Origin of the sequence: Sphingomonas lacusdianchii (assembly GCF_022664395.1) — a bacterium.
Lineage (GTDB): Bacteria > Pseudomonadota > Alphaproteobacteria > Sphingomonadales > Sphingomonadaceae > Sphingomonas > Sphingomonas lacusdianchii.
The window spans coordinates 175,628-201,345 of the sequence record NZ_JAKRET010000001.1; the positions used below are offsets into that span (position 1 = coordinate 175,628).

The window sequence follows — 25,718 nt, forward strand, 5'->3', positions numbered from 1 at the left end:
GATCGTCATGAACGATGCCGAACTAAATGCCGCCATTGCCGCCCGCCCAGCAGCCAAGGTTACGCCCGAACGCATCTCGGAGGTGATTGTTGGTGAGGCGTATCACCGTCTGACCGACACCCTGACCGTGTGCGTCCTGACGCTCGCAAATGGCTTTACCGTCACCGGCGAGAGCGCCTGCGCCAGCCCGGCGAACTATGACGAAACGATCGGCAACGCGCTCGCCCGCAAGCAGGCCGAAAGCAAGGTCTGGGGTCTCGAGGGCTACCTGCTGCGCGAGAAACTGGCGCTCGCTGACCATCGCCAGCCCGCCTGAAGCAAACCGTAGGAGCGAATAACATGCCGACGCCTCAAGAAATCCGCGCCGAGAACCGCAAGGCTCTCGAATCTCAGAACGCCGCCGCGATGGAGCGGACCGACAGTGTCCAGCCCACGCCGACGCAGGAAGAGATCGACGTCGCCAAGCTGGCGACGCCGACGCTCGAAACGCTCGACGGCAAGGAAGACCACGGTGCACCCGAGGAACGCCAGGTCGAAGCGGGCGGCCAGGCCGAATATCGCACCCGCGCCTCGCGCGCGGGCCGCAACGCCAAGCAGCAGGCGGAATAAGCCCGCGTGGCGGGGTTTTTGTCTCGGGTTCGGTCGCTCGTCGGCCTGCCCGACACGACCGAGAAGGCCGGGACGGAAACCCCGCCAGTTGCCCTCACCGGCGGCTGGCTACCGATGAACGCGCCTATCAACTGGTGGCAGACAGGCATGTCGCCGCCGCGATCGGCGCGGTCGTCGATGGTCGAGGCGTGCGTGTCTGCCTATGCGCAGACGGTCGCGATGTGCCCCGGCAACCACTGGCGCTGGGCGGCGGATACCGGGCGGCAGCGCGTGCCCAACTCGCCGCTCGCCCGCATCATAAAGCGTCCGAACGACTATCAGAGCGTCAGCGACTTCCTGCTGAACCTCGTCCGCTACCTGCTGGACGAAGGCAACGCCTACGCACTGGTGGTGCGCAACAATCGGTTCGAACCGATCGAACTGCATCTCATGGACAGCGACAGCAGTCATCCGGTGCTCGCGGTCGATGGGTCAATCTTCTATTCGCTGGCCGGCAACCCGATCGTCGATCGGCGGTTCGGTCCGCGCGTCACCGTTCCCGCCCGCGACGTGCTGCATATCCGGCTGCACACCCCGCGCCATCCGCTGGTCGGTGAAACACCAATGGTCGCCGCCGCGCTCGAGCTTGCTGCGGGCAACGCCGCGCTGTCCAACCAGGTCAATTTCTTCCTCAACCAAAGCCGCCCGTCGTTCATCCTTTCGACCGACGCCAGCCTGACGATCGAGCAGGTTCGCATGCTGCGAACGGCATGGGACGAGCAATCGAAGGGGCTGAACAGCGGCGGCACGCCGATCCTGTCGAACGGCCTGAAGCCGAACCCGATCGGTTCGAGCAACAAGGACGCCGAATTGGCGAGCATCCTGCGCCTGTCCAGCGAGGCGATCGCGCAGGTCTACCGCGTGCCGTTGCAGGTGCTGGGCGCCGCGTCGACCGCCTACGCCACGACCGAGGCGCTGATGCAGTCGTGGCGCGCGGGCGGTCTCGGCTTCCTGCTGAATCATATCGAAGAAGCGATCGGCAACCTGTTCAAGCTGGGCGGGCAGCCCGAAGAATATCTCGAGCTCGACACGTCAGCGCTGCTGCGCAGCGAGTTCAAGGTGCGGGTCGAGGGCTGGGCGGCCGGCACGCAGGCTGGCATTTTCGACCGCAATGTCGCGCGGCAGGATTTCGAACTCGCACCGGTCAAGGGTGGCGAAGAGCCGTGGGTGCAGCAGCAGGATATCCCGCTGAGCGTCGCGGCCGAAATGGCGAAGAACCCGCCTCCCCCGCCCGCGCTGCCCGATCCCCCGGCCGAGCCGGAGCCCGATGCTGAAGCGGACGCCGAACAGGCGCGCGCATTTATCGCGCTGTTCGAGAAAGACTTCCGGGAGGCGCTGAATGCTTGATACGAAGGCGCTCGCCGCCGCGACGGCGCTGATCGTGCGCGAGCATGTTGCCGCCGCGCTGGAACCGGTGTTGGCGGACAACGCGGCGCTGCGAGCGCGACTGGACGCGATCGAAGACCGCGAAACGCCCCCCCTCGATACCGACGCCGTCGCCGCGATCGTCCGAGACGCCATCGCAGCGCTGCCGGTCCCGCAGGACGGCAAGGATGCGGAAGTCGACATGAACGCCGTCGAGCGGTTGATTGACGAAAGCGTTACGCGTCACATGGCGCAGGTTCCGGCGCCGAAGGACGGGGTCAGCGTCACGCTCGACGACGTCCGCCCGCTGATCGACGACGCCGTTGGCAAGGCTGCGTCGGCTATCCCGGTCCCGAAAGATGGCGTCGGCCTTGCCGGCGCGCTGATCGACCGCGGCGGCAACCTCGTCGTTACGCTGACCGATGGATCAACGCGAGACCTCGGGCCAGTCGTCGGCCGCGACTATGACGCTGACGTGCTGACGGAGGCGGTCCGGACCGCGGTTGCCAAATTGCCAGCGCCCAAGGACGGCGACCCCGGCAGGGACGCCGACCCGGCGGTCATTAAGCAGATGGTCGATGAGGCTGTCGCTGCGATCCCGCCGGCGAAGGACGGCAAGGATGCCTATCCCGGCGAAGCGCGTGGGCTGTTCGATCCCGACGGCTCGTACCGAGCGCTCGACGTCGTGTCACTCAATGGCTGCGAATGGCGCGCGAAGCACGACAACCCCGGCCCGCTGCCGGGAGATGGATGGATGCTCTCGGCGCAGCGCGGCAAGCCTGGCAAGGCGGCAGCGGCGCTCCCCCCTATCGCAGGCAAGGACGGTGCTTCGATCATCGCCGGCGCCTTCGATCGCGATGCCATGCAGCTGACGCTCGCCCGCGACGACGGCGAGGCGTTCACGATCGACTTTCTCCCGCTCGCTGAGGCGATCCGCGAGGGCTGAGGCCCGCCCCTTCTGAAAGGTAACATCTATGGCCTTCATGCCGACCCGCGGCGGTCGTGGACCTTCCACGCCCATCATCTTCGTGCCGACACTGAACGATCTCGTGCTGTCGGGCGCGCTCGTCGCGGGCGTCGCATCGACCGGCACGATCCTGAACGCGACGACCGGATCGGTGATCGCGAGCACCGTTCCCGGTCTGACGGTGAACAGCGCGGCGCGGACCTACAGCTACAACGGAAGTGGTTCGGTAGGGTCGGCTCAAGGTTTGGTCGAAACGCTGGCAGGCGCGACATTCAGTCCGCGCAATAACGTCGTCACCGTCGTGTCCGCGTCGATCCCTGCGTTCACCTCGAACCCTTCGATCAGTCCGAGCAACGGCGACCAGAACACGACGTTCACGGCGATCGACGGCGCGATGAGCAACGGTGGAACGGTCTCGGCACGTCGATGGCTTTTAAACGGCACGTCGATCGGCACTGGCACGACTATCGTGCCCGGCGCCCCAGGTTCGTTGGTGCTTGAGAACACCGGCACCGGCAACGTCAAGGCGACTTCGACAGCGGTCACGGTCGCTTCGACGGGCACCCCAACACCTGGGTCGAGTATTGGCGGCGTCCCGATCGGCACGGTTGCCACGTCCGGCCCCGAAACGGGCATGACGCTCGTCTACGGCGATGACTTCGACGGCCCGCTCGATCTGATGGGGCCTGCGCCGGCGCAACGCTTCGGTCGCTATGCCCCGACACGTGGCGATTACCTGATCTACGCCAGCGGCCAAAGCCCGCGCGCTGCGCCCGGCTTGGGCGGTGTCGACGCTGACCCCTACTGGACCGGCCACAACGATAGTGGCCGAGGCGAAGCTCCCACGACGTTCGCTGACATGATCGTGCAGACGAACAGCATGATTTCGCTCCGTCAGCGCGATATGGTTGCAGGTGAAGCGGCGCACGTCGTGCGCAACAATCAAAATGTCCTGTCGTCGATGATCCACGGCGCGTTCGACGTGATGGTCACCGCGCCGTTCGTGTTTAAGTCGCGCGAGCAACGGTTCGCGAACAACCGAGATCACATGACGACTTGGTTCATGAACTACATGGGCTTCACCCGCGGAGATCTGGAAATCGATCTTGGCGAAGCCGGTTCGAAGAAGGACGGGACGGGCGACGGCCGCAAGATCGAGTGGAATATCAATGCGTGGGACGGGGTGAATCGCAGCGACACTGACTCCGCTGGTAGCGAACCCGTTACGGTCGATTGGTCCACACCGCACGTTTTGGCCGCAAAAATCGATGATCAGGGGATCGTTACCTACTATCTGGACGACGTAAAAAGCGACTTTCAGTATAGCAAGCGCCCCACGGATGCGCTGACCAAGCCGTATCACTCGATCGGTACGAACCACATGTACAACGTCTCGCGCCCGAGCGGCGTGAGCCGGTTGGAATACGACTATTGGCAGTGGTACGTGCCAGGCAAGCTTTACACGCCCAAGGTCGCACCTATTCTCATTCAGGTCGCCGCCGGGGAAAGTAAGACCGTCGTGCTTCCGTCGCAGGCTGAACTTTGGGGCGAAACCGGGCTGACCGAAAAGCTGGCCGAAGCGTGCATGGTCGAGCCGAACGAGCCGGGCGGCACCATCGACGGCAAGTTCTATCTCGACCTTCCGTCGGGAGTTACCCTCAACGAGTCGACGCGTGAACTGACAATCAATGTGACGACCCCCGGTCGCCTCAACATCGGCCGCTATGTCATCAAGGCCGGAAACGCGTCGAGGGTTCACCGGATTGCGATTGAGGTCGGTCCGGTCATCAATGTCCCTTCGATGATCAACATTACGCAGGGGGTTCCGTTCAAGCTCGACCTATACCCGCTCGTCGACTGCGGCATCCTCGTCACGGGGAACGATGGCAAGCGTGCCAAGCAGGTCAGCGTGACCGGGCTGCCTTCCGACTTGCCCTATAGCGGTAGCACCTATGCTATCGACGGAACGCCGAACACGGTTGGCACGCGCACCCTGACGGTCAACGCGACGAATAGCGTTGGGCAGCCTGCAACAAAGCAGGTGACCCTCAACGTGGTGGCACCGGCGGGTGCTGGCACCTATGCCTTTGAGTCGTGGCCAGCGCTCGTTGGCAATTTCGACTTCAGCCGAGACGCATCGTACACGAGTGTCACATCTGGTGATTTCACGACGTTCGGCAACACAGTTGCGAACGCTGGCGATCTTTCGAAGGCTCCAACCGTTACGCCCAGCCCGTCGCGAGTGCCTAACACGCTCAACGGCAAGTCTGTCGCGCGCTTCACAAAGAACCAGACCGACGGCGCTGGTACAACCGTACTGGAATCCGCTCAGAACGCGACCGGCGCGACTGTGCCTGTTGCCGCGGTGCTGACCGGAAACAGCACTCCGCTTTCGGCGGCATGGCTGGTGCGGTTCGACGTGGGATCGGAGACTTGCTTCGTCGCGGGCCTTTCGGAACAGGTCAGCACCACCGCGGCCCGGCAATTGACGCTCGTCAAGCGCGATCCGGCAACGGCGGACTCGTCGATCCGCTACGGTGCCAATACGGCCAGCACGGCGGACATCAACATCGGTCGCCTGTCGGAAGGCGTCTGGCACCTTGTCGAGTTTCGTCAGAACGAGAACGGGACGAGCGACGTGTGGGTCGATGAAGTGCGGGTCGTTACTGCCGTAGCGCACACGTCCGTGTCGGCTTGGACTGGCACCGCCCGCTGTTCGGTCGGCAACGTTCAGGGGCCAACGAACCAGTCGGCCCGCTACCCATCGACGGGCCTCGCGGGTGAACTGGCGCAGTTCCTCCTATCCGCCGCTGCGCAGTCTGACGCGGATCATGCGCAGATGCGCGCCGACATCAAGACGAAGTGGAAATACGCATGACGCAAGTAACGCTGAAAACGCGCCTTCCCGACAGCAACGACGACGAGGTCGTCAAGGTGTCGAAGGCTGGTGCGAAGAAGTACGGCTTGCCGAAGACCGGCAACTGGTACGGTCCGCTGCCCGGCGAACCGAGCTTCACCTATTCGGACGTGAAGCCGGGCACCGCGCCTGCTCCCGAGCCAACGCCCGCGCCGCCTCCGCCTACCCCGGAACCGACACCTGCCCCCACCCCGACCCCATCGTTCCGCACGGGATCGCGCGCCACGCCGCAGGGCGTTGAGAAATACGCCTCGGATGGCCGGATGAACGTCGGGTTCACCCCGAACGGCGGCATCGGCACGTCAGGCAACGAAGGCCCCCCGGCCGGCTTCGACACCGATCTCAAGAACGGCTTCAAGCGGCTGGGCATCTTCGTCAAGCAGCCGGACGGCGCGACGTACATCGACGACCTGATTTTGCAGGCGCGCTCGATCGGCGGGTTTATCGCTGCGGTCGACGGCAAGTCGTACGCCAACCAGACGCTCAACGGCTACCGCCAGATCGCCGGCAGCTGGGACAGTGATACGACGTGGTCGGGCATGACCGGCAACGGGCTGGCGATCAGCCAGACCCACGGCTTTACCCCGGCCGGCGAACTGTTCCTCGACGTCACGCTCTCGAACGCCCGCGATGCCGTTATCGACTACGCATATGCCTGGGCGCTCGACCCGGACGCGAACAGCGCCAACCCCGGCGGGGAAGCGAACTTCGCCACCACGCAGCGCGTCACCGCACCGGGCACCGTCACGTCGACGACATCGCAGGGCGCAGTCATGAGCGTGTCGTGCGACCATCCGCGCGCCCGCATCCGTACGGCAAAATGGGATGCCGGCTATAAGCTGGGCGAGGAACGCGCGGTCGGTTACACGAAGAAGGCCGACGAGACGGTGCAACCGGTCATCACCGGCAAGCTGGCGCCGCTCGAGCGCGAGACCTTCCGCATCGTAATCGGTGTGAAGACGCCGTGACCGCGCTGACGCTCGACCTCGTGAAGGGCTACCTTCGATACGAACTGGACGCGATCGACAACGACCTGATGCTATCGGTCGCGTTGCAGGCAGGCATCGAATGGGTCGAGCTCTACACGGGGCGGGCGATCACCGGTGAAGATCCCGAGACGATCCCTGCGGGCATGCTGCACGGCGTGCTGCTGTATGCCGGTGCGTTCGATCAGCTGCGCGATGGCGACAATGTCGCGCTGCTGAAGCCCGCCGAACTGGTGTGCTGGCCTCACAAGGTCCTGGTGGTATGAAACCGCCTCGGTTCGACAAGCGAATCCGCATCGAGCGACCGGTGCGCGGACAGGGCTTGGACGCCGCCGGGTCAGGCACTTGGGAGCCTGTCGCCGAGATGGCGGCCGAGGTACAGGACATGCTGCCGAGCCGCGGCGAACGCATGGCGGAGGGTATCACAGTCACCGAGCGCCCGGCGCGCGTCCGGGTCCGGTACCGCGAAGACATCAACGCGACGATGCGTGTGCTGATCGGCAAGAACGTGCGCGGCGATGACGGCGAGCCGGTGTGGCAGACGTCCCGCATCGCCGCGATCGTCAGCGAACCCGCCGAACTTGGCCGACGGCAGTGGAGCGAGTTCATGGTGCAGCAGCATTCCGCACCCGGGAACACCGCCTGATGGTGAAGGTGCGCGGGCGCGAGGCCGTCCGCCGCTACTTCAAGCAACTGCCGGAAGACATTCAAGGCAAGCTGCTGGTCGGCGCCGCGCGGGCCGGCGGCAAGGTCATTCAGGGCGAGGCGAAGGAACGCGTCAACTCCGACGCCGTGAGCGACGAGATTAAGCTGACCGTACGTCGCGATGCCGATCGCATCATTGCCCGCGTCGGGCTGTCGAAGGGCTGGGCGCTGTCGGTCGGCGTGTGGTTGGAGTACGGGACCGACCCCCACTACATCACGGTCGACGACAGCCAGCGACAGGGCATGTCCGCGAACCGGATCAACCGACTGAAGAAGCGCGAAGGCGTCCTCGTCATCAACGGCAATCCGGTCGGGAAGACCGTGCTCCACCCCGGCGCAAAACCGAACCCGTTCCTGCGCCCGGCGCTCGACACGAAACAGGGCGAAGCCGTCGCTGCCGCGCAAGCCTACATCAACGCGCGCGTCCGCTCTGGCGGCATCGCGGCCGACCCCGGAGGGACGGACGAATGAGCGGTGCCTTTGCCGTCGCCCAGCTGCTGACCGACGCGCCCGCGATCATCGAACGCGAGCGAGCGGTATCGATCGGCTTGGGCCGCATGTGGCCGGGCGCGCCCCTGCCGCTGCTGTTGGTCCGCACCGTCAGCGTCGTCGAGCGTCAGCCATTGAAGCGCGCCGGCTGGGTCCGTCGGACTGAGCGGGTGTCGGTCGCGATCCGTGCCGAATCCTACGCCGAGCAGAAGGAACTGTTGCAGATCGTCAACGCCGTCTGCGTCGGCCCGAAAGGCGACGTGCGCGCCGATGCGCAAAACGTCGCGATCCTGTCGGCTGGTGTCGGGCCGGACGTTGATGGGCCGGGCGATAGCTACGAACAGACCCACGATTTTCGGGTGTCCTACGACGCACCCGTAACCGCCACCCCAGCAGGAGCATGACCATGGTGACGAAGACGACCACCCCGAAAACCCATTACGCGACGAAGAACTTCAAGGACGCTGGAACCGAGCGTTCGTTCATCGCCGGCGAAGAAATCAAGGAAGCGACCGCCGGCGAACTGGCGAACTATGTCGCCGCCGGTGCCGCATCGACCGAGAAGCCGAAGGCGGACGACGCCGCGGCGACCGAGACCAAGCAGTCGGGCGAAAAGCCGACCGCGTAACCGATCGCGCCCGGATCACCGGGCACGACACCGCCGGCCGTGCCGGCTCCACCGACAGGAGATAAACGATGGGTCTTCAGACCGGAGCAGGCTCGGCGATCGCGATCAGCGCCGCCGCGCCAGCCACCATGGACGCGGCAGGCTATGCCGCGCTGACGTACACCGAAGGCGGTCAGTGCGAAAAGATCGGCACGATCGGCTCGACCTTCACCAAGACGGAATTTCAGCCGCTGAAGGGTCCGAAGGACAAGCTGAAGGGCAGCGCCGACTATGGCGCGTTGCAGCCCAGCTTCGCGCTCGACGAGGAAGACGTCGGCCAGATGCTGTTCCGTTCGGCAGCCGACGACGAGACGAACAAGCTGTTCTCGATCCGGGTCACCATGCAGTCGGGCGCGCTGCGCTATTTCCGCAGCCGCGTGTTCGGCTGGCCGGAAACCGTCGATGGCGCCGACCCGATCGTCATGGCGACCCCGACCGTCGAGGTTTGCTCGAAGGTTGTCCGGGTCGCGGCGCCCGCCTCCTAACCCAGAGTTCCGGCCTGGCCGGAAACCCCGCATCGGCCCGCCCCGCTCTCTCGCGGGTGTCGGGTCGGGTCGGTGCTTCACACCCGCGAGAAGGTTTACCGATGGATTTCACCAAGCAGCGCGTATCGCAGACGGCGCCGATGCATGTTCGCAACGCCGCTGGCACCCCGATGTACGACGGCGACAAGCCGGTGCGGATCATTTTCTACGGCCCCGCCTCCCGCCAGTTCGCCGAGCTCGAAACGCGCCAGAGCGAGCGGGCGGTAAAGCGGAACAACGACAACGAGGGCAAGGTCGTGGCCCGCTCGTCTGAGGAACGCCGGGCCGAGGCCGTAGCTGACCTGCTGAGCCTGACCGCTGGCTTCGAGAACCTCGATTACGAGGACAAGACCGGCGCCGAACTCTACGCCGCCGTCTATAACGACGCCGAACTCGGCTACATCCTCAATCAGGGTGTGAAGTTCGTCGGCGAGTGGGGAAACTTCTCCGGCAGCGCGCCGAAGAACTGAAGCTGTACGCCCGGCATTTGGCGTGGCTCCATGCCACGCCAAAGCCGCCGGAAGGCTCGAAGCGCGCTGCCGTCAAGGCAAAGCCGATCAGCCGGCTCGACAGGTACCGCGCCGACAAGATCGAACCCCCGATGCCGCCCTGCACCCTTCCCAGCCTTATCGAGCGCTGGATTGAGGTCGGCATGATCCAAGGCGGCGGCATGGCTCCGACCGCGCTCCTATGGTCCGAAATCGCCGGGTTTCAGACGGCGACCGGCCTCCCCCTGTCGACATGGGAAGCGCGGACGATTCACGCGATGTCCGTTGCATATGTCGGCGAAGGTCGACGAGCCGAAGACGAAGCCTGTCCGCCACCGTGGAACCCCGGCGTCACCCAGCGCGAACGGGACACCGAAGAGCAGCGGCTGCGCGCCCTGCTCGGCTGACGCCGCCCACAATCCGGAGATCGTGCATGGACGACGCTTCGCCCGCCCTTGGCGTTGGCTTCGAGATCGATGCCGCCGCTGCGTTCGGCACGATCGACCGGCTGGAAGATGGCATGGACGCCGCGACGAACTCGATTGTCGCCGATGCGAAGCGAGTCGAGCAGGCGACTGGCGGGATGGTAAACCTCGGCGGCGCTACCGCCGAGGTGAACACGTTCGGCAATGCGACGACCAAAGCGATGCGCGAGACCGTGCGCGAAACCGCGCGTGCGGAGAAGGCCGGCGAGGGGATGGTCCGCGCGCTGGGTCGACAGGCGACCGAGTTCGGCAAAACGCGGTCCGAGATCCGCACCATGAACGCCGAACTTCGCGCGGTGGAAGCGGAAAGCCGCGGGCTGACCGAACTTGCGGGCCGCATCCGCGCCGTCAGCGCGGAAATGAACCGGCTTGAGGCATCGTCGGTCAACGTCGGGCAATCGACGAACAAAGCCGGTGCCGGCCTGCGCATCATCGCCATGCAGATGCCCGACGTCATCCAAGGGTTGCTGACCGGGCAGAAGCCAATGCAGGTGCTGATCCAGCAGGGCGGGCAGGTCTATCAGGCCGGGCAGTCGGCCGGGATCGGCTTGCGTGCCATGGGTGCCAGCCTCGCCGCTCTCCTAATCCCTTTCGCGCCAGTGATCGCCGCGATCGGCGTTGCTACCGCCGGGTTCGCGCTGTTTAATCGCGAGATCAACCGTGGCGTATCGAACGAAGAACTGACGCGCGGTCTCGGGAAGACGGCCGAGCAGGCGGAGGTAGCCGAAAAGCAACTGAAGAAGCTCCGCGAGGAAACGATCACCTGGGGCGACACCGCCTCGGCACTGTTCACGGTCGTCGGCAACGACATCAAGAACAGCTTCGTCAAGGACATGACCGACATGGGCAGCGACGTGAAGTCGGTGCTCGACGACCTCACGTCGTACGGCCGATCCGCGCTTGCGGGGCTGTACGCGGGCACCGTCGGCATGAAGGCGTATCTCGGTGAGGTGTCGAAGCCCGGCGCCATCGCCAAGCTGCTAACGGGTGACGACCCGACGTTGTTCAATCGCACGGTAGGGGCATCGTTCAACAAAGCGTATGATTGGCTCGGGAAACTCGGCGAGCGGGTCCGCGCCGAGGCCAAGAAGAACGCACGCATCCGTATCGGCGAAGAGTACGGTCTGCCTGACAAGCCGAAGAAGGACAGCCACGCCGACCAGCTCGCCCGCGAAGCGGAGGCGATGGAACGCCAAATTGACAACCTCTACAAGCTGGCGAACGCTTACGGCGTTTCCGGCGCGGCGGCATTGATTGCCGAGGCGCGTGTGAAGGCCGAAAGCGCCGCGATCAAAAAGCGCGCAGATGTCGAGGCCGCAGTTGACCGGCAAATCCGCCTGTCGATCGCCGAGCGGGTGAAGGCCGGCGCGCAATCCGCTGCGGCGATGCGTGACGAGGCGATGGTGCAGGCGTCGGTGAACTCGGCCGTTCGCGATGGCTCCGTCGCTGCCCGCGACGCGCAGCAGGTGATGCGTGATCGCATGGCCGATCTGCCGTTGCTGGCCGCGATGGAAGCCGCTCACACCTTGAAGGGCAAGGAAGGCGTCAGGGCTGTCGAAGAGGCTGAAAAGGCACTCAATGCGCAGCGCAAGGCGCAATCCGATCTGAACGCGGAGCGCACGCGCGGCCAGCTTATCCAGATGAACCAATCGAACGACCGGCAGCTTGCGGTACTGCGCGAGGAACTGCGCCTTGTCGGGGCGACGGACGTGGTTCGTGCTCGGTCGTTGGCGCGGGTCCGGGCGGAACAGGAGGTCGGCTCAACACCCGGCGCCGATGCCGCAAAATATATCGAAGACATGGTCAGCATTGCTGACGCGCAGGCGCAAATCCAGTTGCAGACGCAGGCTACGAACGATGCGCTCGCCCATCAGGGGGTGATGTTCGACACGATCGCGATCAACGCTGCCGACGCGGCGCGCGGAATGTCGGACGCTTTCGGCGAGGCTGGCCGGGCGCTGGGCGATATGGGTGCCATCTTCGCCGGCCATATCGCTGACCAGCAGCGTTTGACTGCGGCCCGCGATGCCGAATTGAAGGCGCTCGTCGGTCTCGACGACCAGAAGCTGAAGGCTCAGCGGACCGCGCAAATCAACGACCTGTTCGCGCTGCGCAGTTCCGCCGCGCAGATCGGCATGTACGGCGACATGACCGCGGCGGCGAAGGGGTTCTTCGACGAGAAGTCGAAGGGCTATGCCGTGTTGTCGATCGCGGAGAAGGCGTTCCGCGCGGTTGAGTTCGCGATGTCGGTCAAGGCGATGGCGCAGGACGCGATCGAGACCGGCTCGAAGATCGCCAGCACCGTTGCGCGTACCGCGGTCCGAGCAACCGAAGCGGTCGTCAACGCCATCGCGTCCCTGCCCTTTCCTGCGAACATCGCGGCTGGCGCCGCGACCGCAGGCGCGCTCGCGGCGCTTGGCGTGTCCGTCGTCAGTTCGTTCGGCGGCTCGTCGCGCGACAAGCTGCAGAAGGCCAACGATGGCAGCGGGTCGGTGCTGGGCGACACGAAAGCGCAAAGCGAAAGCATCAAACGGTCGATCGACCAGCTTCGCGAGGTCGACACCGTTACGAATGCATTCGCAGGTGAGATGGCGGCGTCGCTCCGGTCGATCGACAATCAAATTGGCGGCGTCGCATCGGCGATCGTCCGCGGCGGCGACATCAACGCCAGCGCGGGCGTGAACGAGAGTTTCAAGACGAACGCGATCGGGTCAATCCTGAAGGCGACCATTCCGATCTTCGGAGGCGCTCTCGCCTCGCTGTTCGGCTCGACGACCAGTGTCATCGCGTCCGGTCTGTCGGCGCAGTCGCAGACCCTTGGCAGCATCCTGTCGGGAGGGTTCGACGCGCAGACGTTCAGCGACGTCGAGAAGAAAAAGAAGTTCCTCGGCATCGTCACCGGCAAGTCCTACTCGACGCAGTACGGCAACGCGGACCCGGCGCTGGAAGGCCAGTTCACGCTACTGCTCAAGTCGTTCTCGTCGGCGATCGGTGCGGCGGCTGGCCCGCTCGGCGAAGCGACCGACGCCGTGCAGGCCCGCCTCAACGGGTTCGTCGTGTCGATCGGCAAGATCGATCTGAAGGGGCTGACTGGCGAGCAGATTCAGGAGAAGCTCAGCGCCGTGTTCGGCAAGGCCGCCGACGACATGGCCGATGCGGCGTTTCCCGGCATCGCCCGGTTCCAACAGGTCGGGGAAGGTGCTTTCGAAACGCTGGTGCGCGTGGCGTCGACCGTCGAAGCGGTCACTGCGTCGCTCGACCAGTTGGGGCTCGCCTCCCGCGCGCTCGGCATCGATGCGAAGGTCGGTATCGCCGCGCAGTTCGATAGCGTGTCGGCGATGACCAGTGCCGCTGACGCCTACTTCAAGGCGTTCTACACCCCTGCCGAACAGAACGCGGCGCGCATGTCGCAGTTGAACGGGGTCTTCGTCCGGCTGGGCACCACCATGCCGGCGACGATCGACGCGTTCCGAGCGCTGGTCGACGCGCAGGATCTGACGACGGCGGCCGGGCAGTCGACCTATGCGACCCTGCTGCAAATCGCCCCTGCCTTCGCCGATCTGAAGTCGGCGCTGGACGGTGCGAAGTCGGCAGCGGACGTGATCGCCGAGCGGGAGGGCCTGCAACGCCGCCTGCTCGAGCTCGACGGCAACACCGCCGCCATCCGCGCGCTCGACCTCGCCAAGCTGGATGCCAGCAACCGCGCGTTGCAGGAGCAAATCTACGCAATCGAGGATGCCAAGGCGGCGGCCGAGGCGGCGAACGAATTGCGGCAGGCGTGGTCGTCGGTCGGTGACACGATCGCCGACGAGGTGAAGCGCATCCGCGGTCTCGACACTGTCGGCGGCGGCGCCAGCTTCGCGGCGATCATGGGCCAGTTCAACGCGGCGAACCTGTCGGCGCGCGGCGGCGACATCGATGCGGCGAAGACCCTGCCCGGCTTGTCGCAGGCGCTGCTCAAGGTGGCCGGCGAACAGGCGACGTCGAGCCAGGAACTGAAGCGCATTCAGGCGCAGACGGCGGCGACCCTCGAAGCGACGCAAGCGGCGATCGCCGGGCGGTCGGCGGCAGCGGCAACCGCGGCGATCCTCGCCAACTCGGCGAATGCGGCGGCTGCGACAGCCCCGGCGGGCACCGCGGCGAATGACGCGTCGGCCGCGACGATCGCAGATTTGCGTGACGAACTCGCGGCCCTTCGCCGTGAGAACGCTGCTGGCCATGCAGCGACCGCGAGCAACACCGGCAAAATGGCACGAGTGCTGGACGACGTCACCGCGGCGAGTGGTGGCGACGCGTTCAGCGTCGTAAATGGCGGTTAGGCGTCGGCTCTAATGAGGTAGCTTCAGCCGGATTGCCTGCAACTCGGCCAGAATCGCTTCAAGAAGTTCGTTCTGTCTCCGCTGCTGCTCAGCGTTCGCGACCGGGACAACTTTCCGAAACGGGCGGTCGGGTTCTTCAGACATTGAGGTATCTCCATGAACTATGCGTTGCGTAGCGCTCGGTGGCGGCTGCGGCCATACTTGAATGATCGGGTTGGTTCATGATCGTCGCTGTTCCCGGCCTGCCGCCTGTCGACCTCGGCATCACCGAGACGACGCCGACGGTCGGCATCGCCGATTACAGCCGCCGGGTAACAGACGACTTTGGCGTCACCTCGGTGACGAAGCGGGGGTTCTCCCGGAAGCTGTCGCTGCGGTTCGCGGTACCGTTCGGCGATGTCGACGCACTGCACGCCCGGCTTGCCGATCTGCGCGCCACGCAGGCGACGTGGATCGCGGACGATCGGTTCCGCGCACTTTCCGTCGTCGGCCGGTACAAGGACTTTTCGATCGATATCGCATCGCAGCCGTGCAGCTTCTGCACGCTGACGGTCGATGGCTTCGCCGAGACGCTCGACTATCCCGATAACGGCAGCGACCCCGCCGTCGATGGTGCGTCGACCTTCCGCCTGTTGCAGCCGGTCACCATCACCGACGCCGTCCTGCGCGCCAGTTCGGTACCGGAAGATGACGCGCCGGCATGGTCGGCCGGCGGCACCTATGCCAAGGGCGCGCGCGTTGTCGTCGGGCACCGGGTCTACGAAAGCCTCATCGACGGCAATACCGGCAACGACCCGGTTTCGTCGACACAATGGCTTGATACGGGGGCGACCAACAGGTTCGCGATGTTCGATCAGGCGCTCGGCAGTGCGACCACGGCGGCTGGCAGCATCGTCGTGACCCTGTCGTCGTCGAACGCAACCGCGCTCGCGGTGCTCGACGTCATCGGCGCCACGGTTCGGGTGCAGGGCACAGGCTACGACCAGCAGCGCGCCGCCGACGGCACGATCATTTTCGACGGCCTGCCGGGCGGGGACATCGCGGTCACCGTCACCGGATCGGGCACGGTCGAAGTCGGCACGTTGCTGTTCGGGCGCATCGTCGCGCTCGGCGTGACCGAGAACAGCCCGACCGCGGAAATCACCGACTATAGTCGCACGGATACCGACGACTTCGGCGATGTGACGATCGTCCCGCGCGCGTGGGCGAAACGCATGGCGGCGCGGACGATGTTGCGGACCGACGCGCTTGATTTGGTGTTCGAGCGGATCGCCACCGTTCGCGCGCTCCCGTCGCTGTGGATCGCCGACGAGGGTACCGACGCGCTTTCGATCTACGGGTTCTTCAAGGACTTCTCGATCGAGGTCGGCGAGACGACCAGCAAGCTATCGTTGCAGATCGAGGGGCTGAGCGAAGCCGCCAAGGTCAAGCCGTTCGGCGATGGCTTGCCCGGCCGCGACGGTGTCGACGGCAAGGATGGCCGCGACGGCCGGGATGGCCGGGATGGGCTGAACGGAACCGATGGTGCTCCGGGCGAAGCCGGGCTGGACGGGAAGACTTCGTACGTTCACTTCGCCTATGCCGACAGCCCGGACGGTCAGGTCAATTTCGCGGTCGGCCTGCCCGGGGGCAGGGGGTGGCAGGGCACCTATACCGACTTCACTGCGGCCGACAGCCCCGATCCTGCCGCTTATGTGTGGTCTGCCTATAAGGGGCCGGCAGCATTCGGCCTGACGGGAAGCGGCGATACCAACGTCAGCGGAAATGCTCTCATCAAGAATCGTAACGGCGGCTGGGATACCGGCGGCGGTTATTCCACCGAAGGCTGGCGCGGCGGGGCGCAGTGCAGCTTCAGCGCTGGACAGACGACCGTAGCGAACATCATGGCGGGGCTGAACAGCGACCCCGCCGCGAACGACAGCTTCAATACGATCGATTACGCGTGGTGGCTGGCCGAGGATGGCATCTGCCGGATTTACGAGAGTGGCGCCGGTATCGCGTTGATCGGCGAGTACGCGACGTCCGACGTATTCCAGATCATCTACGACGGCGCGTTCGTCCGCTACATCAAAGGCGGGGTCACCGTGCGGACGATCGCCGCGCCCGCGGACGCCCTGTTCTATTTCGACGCGGCGCTGGCCGGCAACCCTGGCACGCGGCTCGATGCGATCACCTTCGCCGCCGCTGGCAAGGCTGGCGCTGACGGCAAGGACGGTGTCGACGGCGTGCCGGGCGTCAAGGGAGCCGACGGAACCACCTATTACCCGTACTTCGCCTATGCCAATTCACCGGATGGCTCGGTAGATTTCACGACCGGCGCGCCAGACGGGCGGGCATATGTCGGGTTCGCCACTGGCACTTCGGCAACCGAGCCGGATAGCTGGGTCTATTACGCTTGGACGCCGTATCGCGGTCCGGCGTTCGGTATGACGTCACGCGGCCAATGTGTCGTTGCGGGCGATCAAGTCATCAAGTCCGGCGGGGCGGAAGCGTGGGACAGTGATGCCTATTCCACCGTTGGCTATCGAGGTGCTGCCACAGCATCCTTCCGCCCTGGGAGCGCCGACATTTTGGTAATGGTCGGCCTGAATGCCGACCCGGCCGCCGACGCCAGCTACACGAGCTTAGATTATGCTTGGTATCTGGCCAGAAACGGCGCGGTTGGCATCTTTGAAAGCGGCGCACTGGTTGCCGAGCCGTTTGTTGGATACGACGACAGCTTCGTTTTCCAAGTCGCCTACGACGGAACGGCGGTGCGCTACCTATGCAACGGCGCGGTATACCGGGAGGTGCCAACCACAGCGAACCGCCTGTTCTACTTCGACAGTTCAATAGCTGGTCCGGGCAGCCGCGTGGTGGGTGTCGACTTCCGATCGGCTGGAACAGCGGGCGCTAACGGGGCAGATGGTCGCAACGGTACGGACGGCGCGCCGGGCGTGAATGGTGCTGATGGTCGAACCAGCTACACGCACTATGCTTATGCTGACACACCGAACGGGCAGGTCAACTTCACCGTCGATCAGCCGGGCGGCCGGGCCTACATCGGCACCTATACCGACTTTGTTGCGGCCGACAGTCCCGATCCCAACGCCTACACCTGGACCCCGTACAAGGGTCCGCCTGCGTTCGGGTTGACGGGTAGCGGGGATACGTTCGTCGCCGGCAATGCGCTGGTGAAACAAGGCAGCGGCGGCTGGGGCACGGGCGGCGGGTATTCGACCGAAGGCTATCGGCGCGGTGCGCAATGTGGTTTCGTGCCGGGGCAGGCGTCTGGCGTCGACATCATGGCTGGCCTCAACACGGACCCAGCGACCAACGACAGCTACGATACCATCGATTATTGCTGGTATCTGCACAGCAACGGGCATGCCTACATTTTCGAAAGCGGAAATCACGTTGCCGCAGATATCGTTGGTTTTGGCTTCGGCACGTTTCAGGTTGTCTATAACAACAAGACGATCAGCTACATTTACAACGGCTTCACCTACCGGGAGGTTGCAGTTCCGGCCGACCTGACCTTCTACTTCGATGCGGCCCTAGCGGGTGGTCCCGGTACGCGGCTCAACTCGATCACATTCGGGTCAGCCGGGACGGCGGGCAAGGACGGTCTCGACGGCATCCCCGGCACGAACGGCACCAATGGACAGAACGGGCGAGACGGCACGAACGGCGCTGACGGTCGGACGTCGTATGTCCATTACGCCTATGCCGACAGTTCGGACGGTCATGCGAACTTCACGACGGGCGCTGCCGAGGGGCGATCCTTCGTCGGCATCTACGTTGACTATAGCGAGCCGGACAGCGGCAACCCGGATTCGTACCGCTGGACGCGGCTGCGCGGGCTGGACGGCAACAACGGCTTGCCCGGCGCTCCCGGCGCTGATGGGCGAACGCCGTACGTCCACACGGCTTATGCTAACGCCCCCGATGGCTCGGTCGACTTCACGACCGACGACGCGCAGGCGCTGAACCGACGGTACATCGGCTTGCGGACCGACTATCAGGTTGCCGACATTCAAGACCCGGCGGCCTATGTCTGGTCGCTAAGCCGGGGGGCGGACGGCGCGAACGGGGTGTCACCGTTCGCGCTCGACCTCGGTAGCGCAGCGATCGTCCTGAACGCAACGTATGCCGGCGTGACGAAGCCGGGCCAGCTGCCGCGCAACGTGGCGGTGTCGGTCAAGCAAGGGACAACCGACGCGATCGGCGCTGTCGCAATTGGCATCAGCACCTCGACCGGCATCGCGGCCAGTTATGCCAATGGCGTGGTGTCGATCACGACCGCCGATGCCGACGGCTATGTCGAGGTGTCGGCATCGCAGGGCGGCGTGAACGTCGTCGCGCCCAAGCGTATTTCGATCAGTCGCAGTCTCGACGCGCCACCGCCGCAAACGGCCACCGGCGTGACGCAGCGCGGGTACAACGGCGACCCGAACAACACGTCCTATCTGTCGGGGCCAAGCGGCAAGATTGTGACGGTCGGTGTGCCCGCCAACGGCGTCCTGCCGATCGAAATTTATCTCGAATACAGCGTGCTCGAGAACCAGAGCTTTGCCTTTCGGACCTACGCGGCCGCTGCGAAGATCGTCCATCGGCCGGTGGGGTCGGGTGCGGCGTGGTCCGATCTCATTAGCGAGGTGTCAGGCACGATAGCGCAGTGGTCCCGCTCGACGCAGGAATACGAGCAAGGGGAACTGAACTATCCAAGTTCGGTCAACCTGCCGGGCGGACAGGCCTTTGAGTTCGCGCTGATGTTGCGAAAGCATTCGGGCAACGGCAGCGCGCAGTATGTCGACGGGTTCATGAGGATCGGCGAATGACAGCGGCAAGCGTTACCGTAACCGACGCCGCCGGCACGGTGCTGGCGCAGTTGCTGGTGCCGGAGGGCAAGACGCCGGCGCAGGTCGGATGGCCGACCGCTTCGACCCATCGGTTCTACACCGTGCCGAAGTCCGGCGATCAGATGACGCAGCGGTTCAATCCCGTCACGAAGGCATGGGAGGATTCGGCGGCGCTGGTCGAGGCGCAGTTGATCGCGTCGATCAAGGAAGAGGCCGAGCGTCGCAAGATGACCATGGCGACGCCGGGGGGCATGAAGAAAGCTGAGTATGCGGAGAAGAGGGCGGAGGTGCTGGCGTCGAAGTCGCTCGGTTCGAACGTCGGTGCGATCCTTGCCGCGATCAACCTGTTGCCGCTTGCCACCCGTCAGACCCGGTTCGCCCATGCGCTCGCGGATAGCGCAGTGTTCGGCGATACCATCACCGCTGCGCTGGCCCGGTTCGAGGCCGGCATGACGCGGGCTGACGTGATCACCAAGATAAGCGCACGGGAGGCGAAGGTCTGCGCCGACATCCGCGCTGCTACCACCGTTGCCTCCAAGCGCGCAGCGGCGGCCGGGGTCGTCTGGCCCGCCTGACCTGACCCACGAAAGGACTGCCAATATGAACACGCCCCGCCGGGCGCGCTGGTGCGCGTCCCTATGAGCGCCGAGAACAGCCTGGTCGCGCAGACGGTCGCGAACGCGCCGCCGTCGCTGGCCCCGCCTTCGTTCAACGACGGCGCAAGCCTGTTCCTCTTCAACCTCTTCCTGATGACGGCGGCGATGTTTCTCGGCGCGATGCTGGTCGGCCGGCAGCTGAGCCGCATCTGGGGGCAGCGGCGGTTCGATCACCCCCTGCACCCCGTCAGCCTCTATCGGATGATAACCGTGCTGGCTGGCGTCGGCCTGACGCTGCGCTGCGGAGCGGAAGCGATGTATCTGTGGGGCTGGGCGCCGAACGATCCGACGACCTTCGCCCGCGTCGCGATGGCGAAACGCTGGATCGACCCGATCGCGGTGGCGGCTGGTATGACATGGATGGGGATCGTGATGCTCGGCGAGCCGGGCGTCGAGCACCAGCTGCGCAAAGCTCCCCTGCCCGTGGATATGTGGTCGCGATGGCCAACCCTTGCCCGCGCGGCCGGCATAATCGTGCTGAGCTTCTTCGCGGCTGGCGCGGCCGTGATCCTCCGGTGAAACTCCAGTCGGCGCTGGGGGCGGCGGCGGCGGTCCCTATCCCGGTTGTCTGGGACGTATTCGGCCTGGGCTATCGGTTCGAAGCCGGCCCGTTCGTGGTCAGCATCACAATGGTGCTCATCACCCGGCTGTGCATCTTCCTCAACACGAAGGGTCGCCGGCAGGTCTTTTTCGACGCGGCGGTCACCTTCCTGTGCTGCGTCATTGCAGCGCTATGGACGCAGGCGCACTCGCTCAGCCTACTACCGTCCGCTATCAGCGCCATGACCATCGCCGGCATCGGCTACGGGCTGATCGGGATCGGGAAGAGCCAGTTTCTGATCGCTGCGCGGGGTGCGTTCGACCAGTTCCTTAAAGGCTTGGCGCAGGCGCCAGCCGCACCGCCCGAAAGCGACGAGCAGGCGATCACCCGCCTGCGGAGCGATCTCGACAAGGTCGAGTAATGCCACCCCCTCGCCGAAGCGAGGGGGCGACGGCGTCCTGGGAGAACGCCAATCCGGCCTAGCGGGGCGGACTGTACCCCGGATGAACACCAACCGTACCGAAGGAATGGGACATGACGACGGCAGACCCGGCGTGGCTGAAGGCTGCGCGCGCGAAACTTGGCACCCGAGAGGCGCCCGGTCCGGCGAACAACCCGACCATTATGGGCTGGGCGAAGCGGCTGGGCACGAAGGCGCTCGGCATTGCCTACAACGCGGACAGCGTCCCGTGGTGCGGCGTCTTCGTCGCCGCCTGTATGCAGGAAGCTGGCCTGCCGACGGCACCGATCGCGGTCCGTGCTTCAGCCTGGGCGAATTACGGCCAGCCGCTTGCCTTCCACGGTTTTGCCCCCGGCGCGATCCTTGTGTTCCAGCGGCCGGGCGGCGGCCACGTCGGCTTCTACGTCGGCGAGGATGACACCGCCTATCACGTCCTCGGCGGCAACCAGTCCGACAACGTGACCGTTGCGCGGATCGAGAGGGCGCGTTGCGTCGCCGCGCGCTGGCCGACCGGCATCGCATTCGCTGGCGGTCCGGTGCGAATGGCTTCACGCGCCGGGGTGCCGCTGTCGCGGAACGAGGCATGATCTACGCTGCGCTGTACGCGATCGGCGCGGCGGTCGTCGTCGGTTGGCTGCTGCATGTCCACGTCACCGCCCGCTACGAGATTGACCGGGTGCCGCTCTACATCTTCATCCTGTTCCCGTTGATGTGGGGTCCGGTGCTGCTGGTCGTGCTGGTGATCGCGATCGTGGTCGGCACGATCTGGTCGGCGAAGCTGCTCGCGCGGCGGGTGCGCGCATGTTGAGCGCGATCCGCCCCTACCTCGCGTTGATCGGCGCCATCGTGGCCGTCGCGCTGCTCGCCGCCGCCTACATCGCTGGCCGGCGCGACGGGCGCGCTATCGCCGACGGGAAGCAGGCGGCGGTCGAGCGGGCGGTGAAGGCCGAACGCGACAAGCGCGAGACGAACGTCGCTACCGGCGAGACGGCTGGTGCGGCCAAGGAAACCGACAGGCAAGAGAAGGTCCGGGAGATCTACCGTGAGACGAACACCGTCACCGAGCGCCCTGTGTATCGCAATGTCTGCGTTGATGCTGACGGGGTGCGTCTCCTCGACCGCGCGACCGCCATCGCCAACGGCGACGATCCCGGCGAACCTGCTCGCCCGGCCGGCGACCCTGCCCCAGCCCCGCCGCAGCGCTGACGGCGGGCAGGACGGCGCAGCGGCGTTGGGGTCGCAGCTGGACATGCTGGACGTTGCCGGCGGCATCCGTGCTCAGCTCGTTCGTTTGCAATGCGCGGTGCTGGTTTCAACCGGTCAGCCGTTGCGGGACGACTGTCCAGCGTGACGAGACTAATCCTCGGGTTCACGAAATGCGTCCATGAGGACGCCACGAACCTCGTCCGGTCCCGCAGCTACCATCGCAGCTTTCGTCGCGGGAGGTATTAGAACGGTGTGGCGTACCAGTTTTACACCGGTAATTACCGGCTTAGAACCCGACCGCCCTATGCGACCGCCTTTGCCGGGTATTCCAATCATTACGGTTCGCCCTTTGGTAAAAAGAAGTTGCAAGACAGAAAAAAATCTACCTGAGGTTTCCCTCGAGCGCGGGCAATGTTTAGAATTTCATTCAAAAAGTCATAGCGCATGGTCACACGTTAGTAGTTGCTAACGTGTTAAGGCTTATTTAGATTTGTTGCAGTAGACGGTCAAGATCGCCACTTACCCGTTCCCAATCGTATGAACTCATGTCCGGTTTGGTCCAAACTTCACGCCGCCTGTACCAGCGAACCGCGTCAGCAAGCGTTGTAGCGTCCAATTCACCATCGAAGAGGTACACCCATTCGGTTCCTACCGCGCGCTGCAACTCTGGAAGCGCGCCGAGCCGGGGGGCTACAATAGGTCGGTACCTAGACAGGGCTAGGAACGCGGACCCGCTGTTCAAGATGTCACGGTAAGGGAGTACGATTAGATCGGCTGCATCTATTCGGCGTTCCATGTCCCGATCAGAAAATGACGTCGACGGCGCGTCGATCTTTACGTCCGCATTCGAAACTAATCGATGTAATTCCGCAACGTATTTGGTATCTACAGCCTTGCCATAGATTTCACCTCGGACTGTTGGGTCGCCGAGGTCAACTAGCGCGGAAATGAACGCTTCCAGATTCTTGTACGGTTTGATCGCTCCGAATGTCAGAACGTCTATCTTTTCAAAGGACACTGGTCTCGTTGAAATAAACGGCTCGGAGTTCGGAAGAAAATTACCGTGCACAGTCACAATGTTGGTTTTGTCTGCAAGTTCCGGGTACAAACCGTCCGCTTTACCTTTTCCTTCGTGCGATAGATGAATTACGCCATCCAGCTCCCGAAGGAAGCGGCGCTCTAACTTAGAAGGATTAGTACGAGCGTGAGGCTTCAAGTTATGCACAACCCAAACGAATTTTGTGTCGAACAATCGGCGCGCAAGCATCAATTTAAGTAAGCGGCGGCGTCCAAGGGCTATTTTGGAATCATCAAAAAAATAGTCCGGCCAATGAAGAATCGCAACATCGCACTTTCGAAGCTCTTTCATGTTCCAATCGGCATCAACAACGATGCGGCCAGTCTCTCGCACTGCGTCAGCAAAATTTTGGACGAAGGGGTTATTTGAAATCTGCGACGGTGAAATAGATACGTTCTGGTTTTGCATTCGTGGTCCAATCGAAGCATCTAGGCGGGATCGCTGGTAAGAAACTCGGTTATGTATGCGTTGCACTACTACCGCTATTTAATGGAACAATGGCTCGTGTGAGGCCAAGCGCGACAAGAATTGCAAGTGATGCCGGCCTCCGACCGGTGTTGAACTCACTAACCCTGCTTATAGGTAATTCATTCGCTTTCGCCCACTTGACCAGACCGCCGGCTGCGGCCATCCGCTTCTGAAGTAAGATCCGGACATCGTCGTCCGTTAGAACAAGTGGGGCCTGATCACCACTGTATTCAGACACGACGATTTTACTATAAAAGAGATCGAGTACAGTTTGAGCGATGTTTTGGGTCAGGGTAGCGTCGAGCGGACTGCCTTGAGTGTTCGAGGTTGCTGATTGAATCGCTATGACAAGTTCAGATAAATCAAAACCCATTTTTTTTTGGCGGTCGTCTAGTATCATGCACCGGTCTCAATGAAGACTGGTAGAAAGCACAGGACGATACCGACGATCGTCCAAACCGCTCCAGCTATGTTTCCTTTAAAAAGGCTGGCATTAATGTGAGCAAACTCTTTATCGCTGGTCCAAATAAATACCAGGGTAGCGAGGGTAAGTGCCACGTTCCCCAATACTAATAGAACTGAAACCACGTAGATCATCTCGGTTCAACCCCTTCCGAAATGAGTGCTTGTAAAGTGGCCCTTAGTCTATCTCGTTCTTCACGATATATGGATGCGGCATGCCTCAGCTGGTTAATTTTCCGATCAGCTTCGAGGAGGTCATCCTCGTATCGACGACATCGAACGAAAGGCAGTTTCATGATACCCCCTACGCGGAAAACCGGTGATTCGCGTAAGTCGCCCGCTAGCACAAAGGTTCACTAGGTGTTTAGTCCCGGCATATGGTGGATCGGGTTGACGATGAACCGGTCTGGCTCTGACGTCCAGATCTTGGCGATGTATTCGTAGGGCGTGAGGCCGCTGAGTGTCTTGAGCCGGCGGGCGAAGTTGTAGGCGGCCATGAAGTCGGAGAGGTGCGTCCGGAGCTGGTTGTGGCTCTCGTAGTGAAAGCGTTTGACGGTCGCCTCATTGATCGTGCGGTTCATCCGCTCGACCTGACCGTTCGTCCACGGGTGGTTGGGTTTCGTGAGGCGGTGTTCGATGTCGTTGGCCTCGCAGATCATGTCGAAGCGCATCTGACGCGACCAGGCGGTGTTTCGGTTGCGCGGCTGTTCGGCAAACTGGATGCCATTATCAGTCAAGATGGTGTGGATCCGATAGGGCACGGCTTTCAGCAGGTGCTCAAGGAACTCCCACGCCGTTCGCCTGTCAGCCTTGTCTACCAGCTGGGTGACCGCGAACTTGCTGGTGCGATCGATGCCAACGAACAGGTACAGCTTCCCCTCGGCGGTCTGCACCTCCGCGATGTCCATATGGAAGAAGCCGATGGGGTAGCGCTTGAAGCGCTGCCGCTTCGGCTTGTCGCCCTCGATATCCGGTAACCGTGAGATGCCGTGCCGCTGCAGGCACCGATGCAGCGCTGAGCGTGTCAGGTGCGGGATCGATGGCTGCAGGGCGTAGAGGCAGTCGTCGAGCGGCAGCAGCGTGTGGCGCCGGAACGCCACAACCATCGCCTCCTCGGCTTCAGTCAGGGTGGTCGAATGAGGGGCCTTGGGCCCGGTCTTCAGATCCTCGACCGTTACTCTCTTGCGCCACTTCGCGACAGTCTTGGGGTTGATCCCCAACTCGCGGCTCAGCGTCGCGAGCGAAGCTTGCGACAAGCTGTATTGCTGCTCGGACGGCGTGCGTGGTCGTGGCGCTCCCGTGACGAACCTGTCCCATACGGCTTCCTTCCATTCCAACGAAAGGATCGCACCATCAAACCGTGGGATCAAACACCTAGCATGTTTAAGTGCAACCGGGCAAACGCATGCTGCTGTGCTGCAACATGCGTCTGCCCGGTTGCACCGG

General features: G+C 63.8%; 25 protein-coding genes and 1 pseudogene. 22 read left to right on the forward strand and 4 right to left on the reverse strand.

The window, feature by feature from the left end:
- Positions 1 to 7 precede the first annotated feature (7 nt).
- The 22 genes from MF607_RS00865 (at position 8) to MF607_RS00970 (ending at position 22,264) form a co-directional block, all read left to right on the forward strand.
- The gene (locus MF607_RS00865) at positions 8 to 316 is read left to right on the forward strand and encodes a Gp49 family protein (protein WP_242115513.1); all 309 of its coding nucleotides are present in this window, start codon (positions 8 to 10) and stop codon (positions 314 to 316) included.
- Positions 317 to 339: 23 nt separating this feature from the next.
- Positions 340 to 609 (forward strand): hypothetical protein, encoded by a 270-nt coding sequence (locus tag MF607_RS00870; protein WP_242115514.1) that lies wholly within the window; start codon positions 340 to 342, stop codon positions 607 to 609.
- A gap of 114 nt (positions 610 to 723) precedes the next feature.
- Entirely contained in the window at positions 724 to 1,995 is a 1,272-nt protein-coding gene (locus tag MF607_RS00875; RefSeq protein WP_242115515.1) for a phage portal protein, read from the forward strand.
- Complete coding sequence (locus MF607_RS00880; protein WP_242115516.1) at positions 1,988 to 2,959, forward strand: hypothetical protein; 972 nt, start codon at positions 1,988 to 1,990, stop codon at positions 2,957 to 2,959. The genes MF607_RS00875 and MF607_RS00880 overlap by 8 nt, the downstream gene beginning before the upstream one ends.
- A gap of 28 nt (positions 2,960 to 2,987) precedes the next feature.
- On the forward strand, positions 2,988 to 5,858 hold the full coding sequence (locus MF607_RS00885; RefSeq protein ID WP_242115517.1) for a hypothetical protein: 2,871 nt from the start codon (positions 2,988 to 2,990) through the stop codon (positions 5,856 to 5,858).
- Positions 5,855 to 6,865: a hypothetical protein gene (locus MF607_RS00890; protein WP_242115518.1), complete on the forward strand. Its 1,011-nt coding sequence runs from the start codon at positions 5,855 to 5,857 to the stop codon at positions 6,863 to 6,865. Before MF607_RS00885 ends, MF607_RS00890 begins: the two co-directional genes overlap by 4 nt.
- Positions 6,862 to 7,149, forward strand: coding sequence for a head-tail connector protein (locus MF607_RS00895; RefSeq protein WP_242115519.1), 288 nt, complete (start codon positions 6,862 to 6,864; stop codon positions 7,147 to 7,149). Before MF607_RS00890 ends, MF607_RS00895 begins: the two co-directional genes overlap by 4 nt.
- Positions 7,146 to 7,529 (forward strand): head-tail adaptor protein, encoded by a 384-nt coding sequence (locus tag MF607_RS00900; RefSeq protein ID WP_242115520.1) that lies wholly within the window; start codon positions 7,146 to 7,148, stop codon positions 7,527 to 7,529. The genes MF607_RS00895 and MF607_RS00900 overlap by 4 nt, the downstream gene beginning before the upstream one ends.
- A complete protein-coding gene (locus tag MF607_RS00905) occupies positions 7,529 to 8,059 on the forward strand; it encodes an HK97 gp10 family phage protein (protein WP_242115521.1) in 531 nt (176 codons plus the stop codon). Before MF607_RS00900 ends, MF607_RS00905 begins: the two co-directional genes overlap by 1 nt.
- Positions 8,056 to 8,481, forward strand: coding sequence for a hypothetical protein (locus tag MF607_RS00910; protein WP_242115522.1), 426 nt, complete (start codon positions 8,056 to 8,058; stop codon positions 8,479 to 8,481). The genes MF607_RS00905 and MF607_RS00910 overlap by 4 nt, the downstream gene beginning before the upstream one ends.
- Positions 8,482 to 8,483: 2 nt before the next feature.
- Positions 8,484 to 8,705 (forward strand): hypothetical protein, encoded by a 222-nt coding sequence (locus tag MF607_RS00915; protein WP_242115523.1) that lies wholly within the window; start codon positions 8,484 to 8,486, stop codon positions 8,703 to 8,705.
- A gap of 68 nt (positions 8,706 to 8,773) precedes the next feature.
- Positions 8,774 to 9,229, forward strand: coding sequence for a hypothetical protein (locus tag MF607_RS00920; protein ID WP_242115524.1), 456 nt, complete (start codon positions 8,774 to 8,776; stop codon positions 9,227 to 9,229).
- 101 nt (positions 9,230 to 9,330) lie between these two features.
- Complete coding sequence (locus MF607_RS00925; protein WP_242115525.1) at positions 9,331 to 9,738, forward strand: hypothetical protein; 408 nt, start codon at positions 9,331 to 9,333, stop codon at positions 9,736 to 9,738.
- A complete protein-coding gene (locus tag MF607_RS00930; protein ID WP_242115526.1) occupies positions 9,702 to 10,163 on the forward strand; it encodes a hypothetical protein in 462 nt (153 codons plus the stop codon). The genes MF607_RS00925 and MF607_RS00930 overlap by 37 nt, the downstream gene beginning before the upstream one ends.
- Before the next feature lie 26 nt (positions 10,164 to 10,189).
- A complete protein-coding gene (locus MF607_RS00935) occupies positions 10,190 to 14,560 on the forward strand; it encodes a phage tail length tape measure family protein (RefSeq protein ID WP_242115527.1) in 4,371 nt (1,456 codons plus the stop codon).
- A gap of 221 nt (positions 14,561 to 14,781) precedes the next feature.
- On the forward strand, positions 14,782 to 19,380 hold the full coding sequence (locus MF607_RS00940) for a collagen-like domain-containing protein (RefSeq protein ID WP_242115528.1): 4,599 nt from the start codon (positions 14,782 to 14,784) through the stop codon (positions 19,378 to 19,380).
- Positions 19,377 to 19,976: a hypothetical protein gene (locus tag MF607_RS00945; protein ID WP_242115529.1), complete on the forward strand. Its 600-nt coding sequence runs from the start codon at positions 19,377 to 19,379 to the stop codon at positions 19,974 to 19,976. Before MF607_RS00940 ends, MF607_RS00945 begins: the two co-directional genes overlap by 4 nt.
- Before the next feature lie 63 nt (positions 19,977 to 20,039).
- On the forward strand, positions 20,040 to 20,576 hold the full coding sequence (locus tag MF607_RS00950) for a hypothetical protein (RefSeq protein WP_242115530.1): 537 nt from the start codon (positions 20,040 to 20,042) through the stop codon (positions 20,574 to 20,576).
- Entirely contained in the window at positions 20,573 to 21,019 is a 447-nt protein-coding gene (locus MF607_RS00955) for a hypothetical protein (RefSeq protein ID WP_242115531.1), read from the forward strand. Before MF607_RS00950 ends, MF607_RS00955 begins: the two co-directional genes overlap by 4 nt.
- 113 nt (positions 21,020 to 21,132) lie before the next feature.
- On the forward strand, positions 21,133 to 21,645 hold the full coding sequence (locus MF607_RS00960) for a TIGR02594 family protein (RefSeq protein WP_242115532.1): 513 nt from the start codon (positions 21,133 to 21,135) through the stop codon (positions 21,643 to 21,645).
- On the forward strand, positions 21,642 to 21,866 hold the full coding sequence (locus tag MF607_RS00965; RefSeq protein ID WP_242115533.1) for a hypothetical protein: 225 nt from the start codon (positions 21,642 to 21,644) through the stop codon (positions 21,864 to 21,866). The genes MF607_RS00960 and MF607_RS00965 overlap by 4 nt, the downstream gene beginning before the upstream one ends.
- Positions 21,860 to 22,264, forward strand: coding sequence for a hypothetical protein (locus MF607_RS00970; protein WP_242115534.1), 405 nt, complete (start codon positions 21,860 to 21,862; stop codon positions 22,262 to 22,264). Before MF607_RS00965 ends, MF607_RS00970 begins: the two co-directional genes overlap by 7 nt.
- Before the next feature lie 484 nt (positions 22,265 to 22,748).
- Here MF607_RS00970 and MF607_RS00975 read toward each other — a convergent pair whose 3' ends face one another.
- The 4 genes and pseudogenes from MF607_RS00975 to MF607_RS00990 all read right to left on the reverse strand — a co-directional run bounded on the left by MF607_RS00975 (position 22,749) and on the right by MF607_RS00990 (position 25,589).
- Positions 22,749 to 23,750, reverse strand: coding sequence for a glycosyltransferase (locus MF607_RS00975; RefSeq protein ID WP_242115535.1), 1,002 nt, complete (start codon positions 23,748 to 23,750; stop codon positions 22,749 to 22,751).
- Positions 23,751 to 23,799: 49 nt separating this feature from the next.
- The gene (locus MF607_RS00980; RefSeq protein WP_242115536.1) at positions 23,800 to 24,210 is read right to left on the reverse strand and encodes a hypothetical protein; all 411 of its coding nucleotides are present in this window, start codon (positions 24,208 to 24,210) and stop codon (positions 23,800 to 23,802) included.
- On the reverse strand, positions 24,207 to 24,407 hold the full coding sequence (locus tag MF607_RS00985) for a hypothetical protein (protein WP_242115537.1): 201 nt from the start codon (positions 24,405 to 24,407) through the stop codon (positions 24,207 to 24,209). Before MF607_RS00985 ends, MF607_RS00980 begins: the two co-directional genes overlap by 4 nt.
- 221 nt (positions 24,408 to 24,628) lie before the next feature.
- A pseudogene (locus MF607_RS00990) lies at positions 24,629 to 25,589 on the reverse strand (IS481 family transposase).
- Between the last annotated feature and the right edge of the window lie 129 nt (positions 25,590 to 25,718).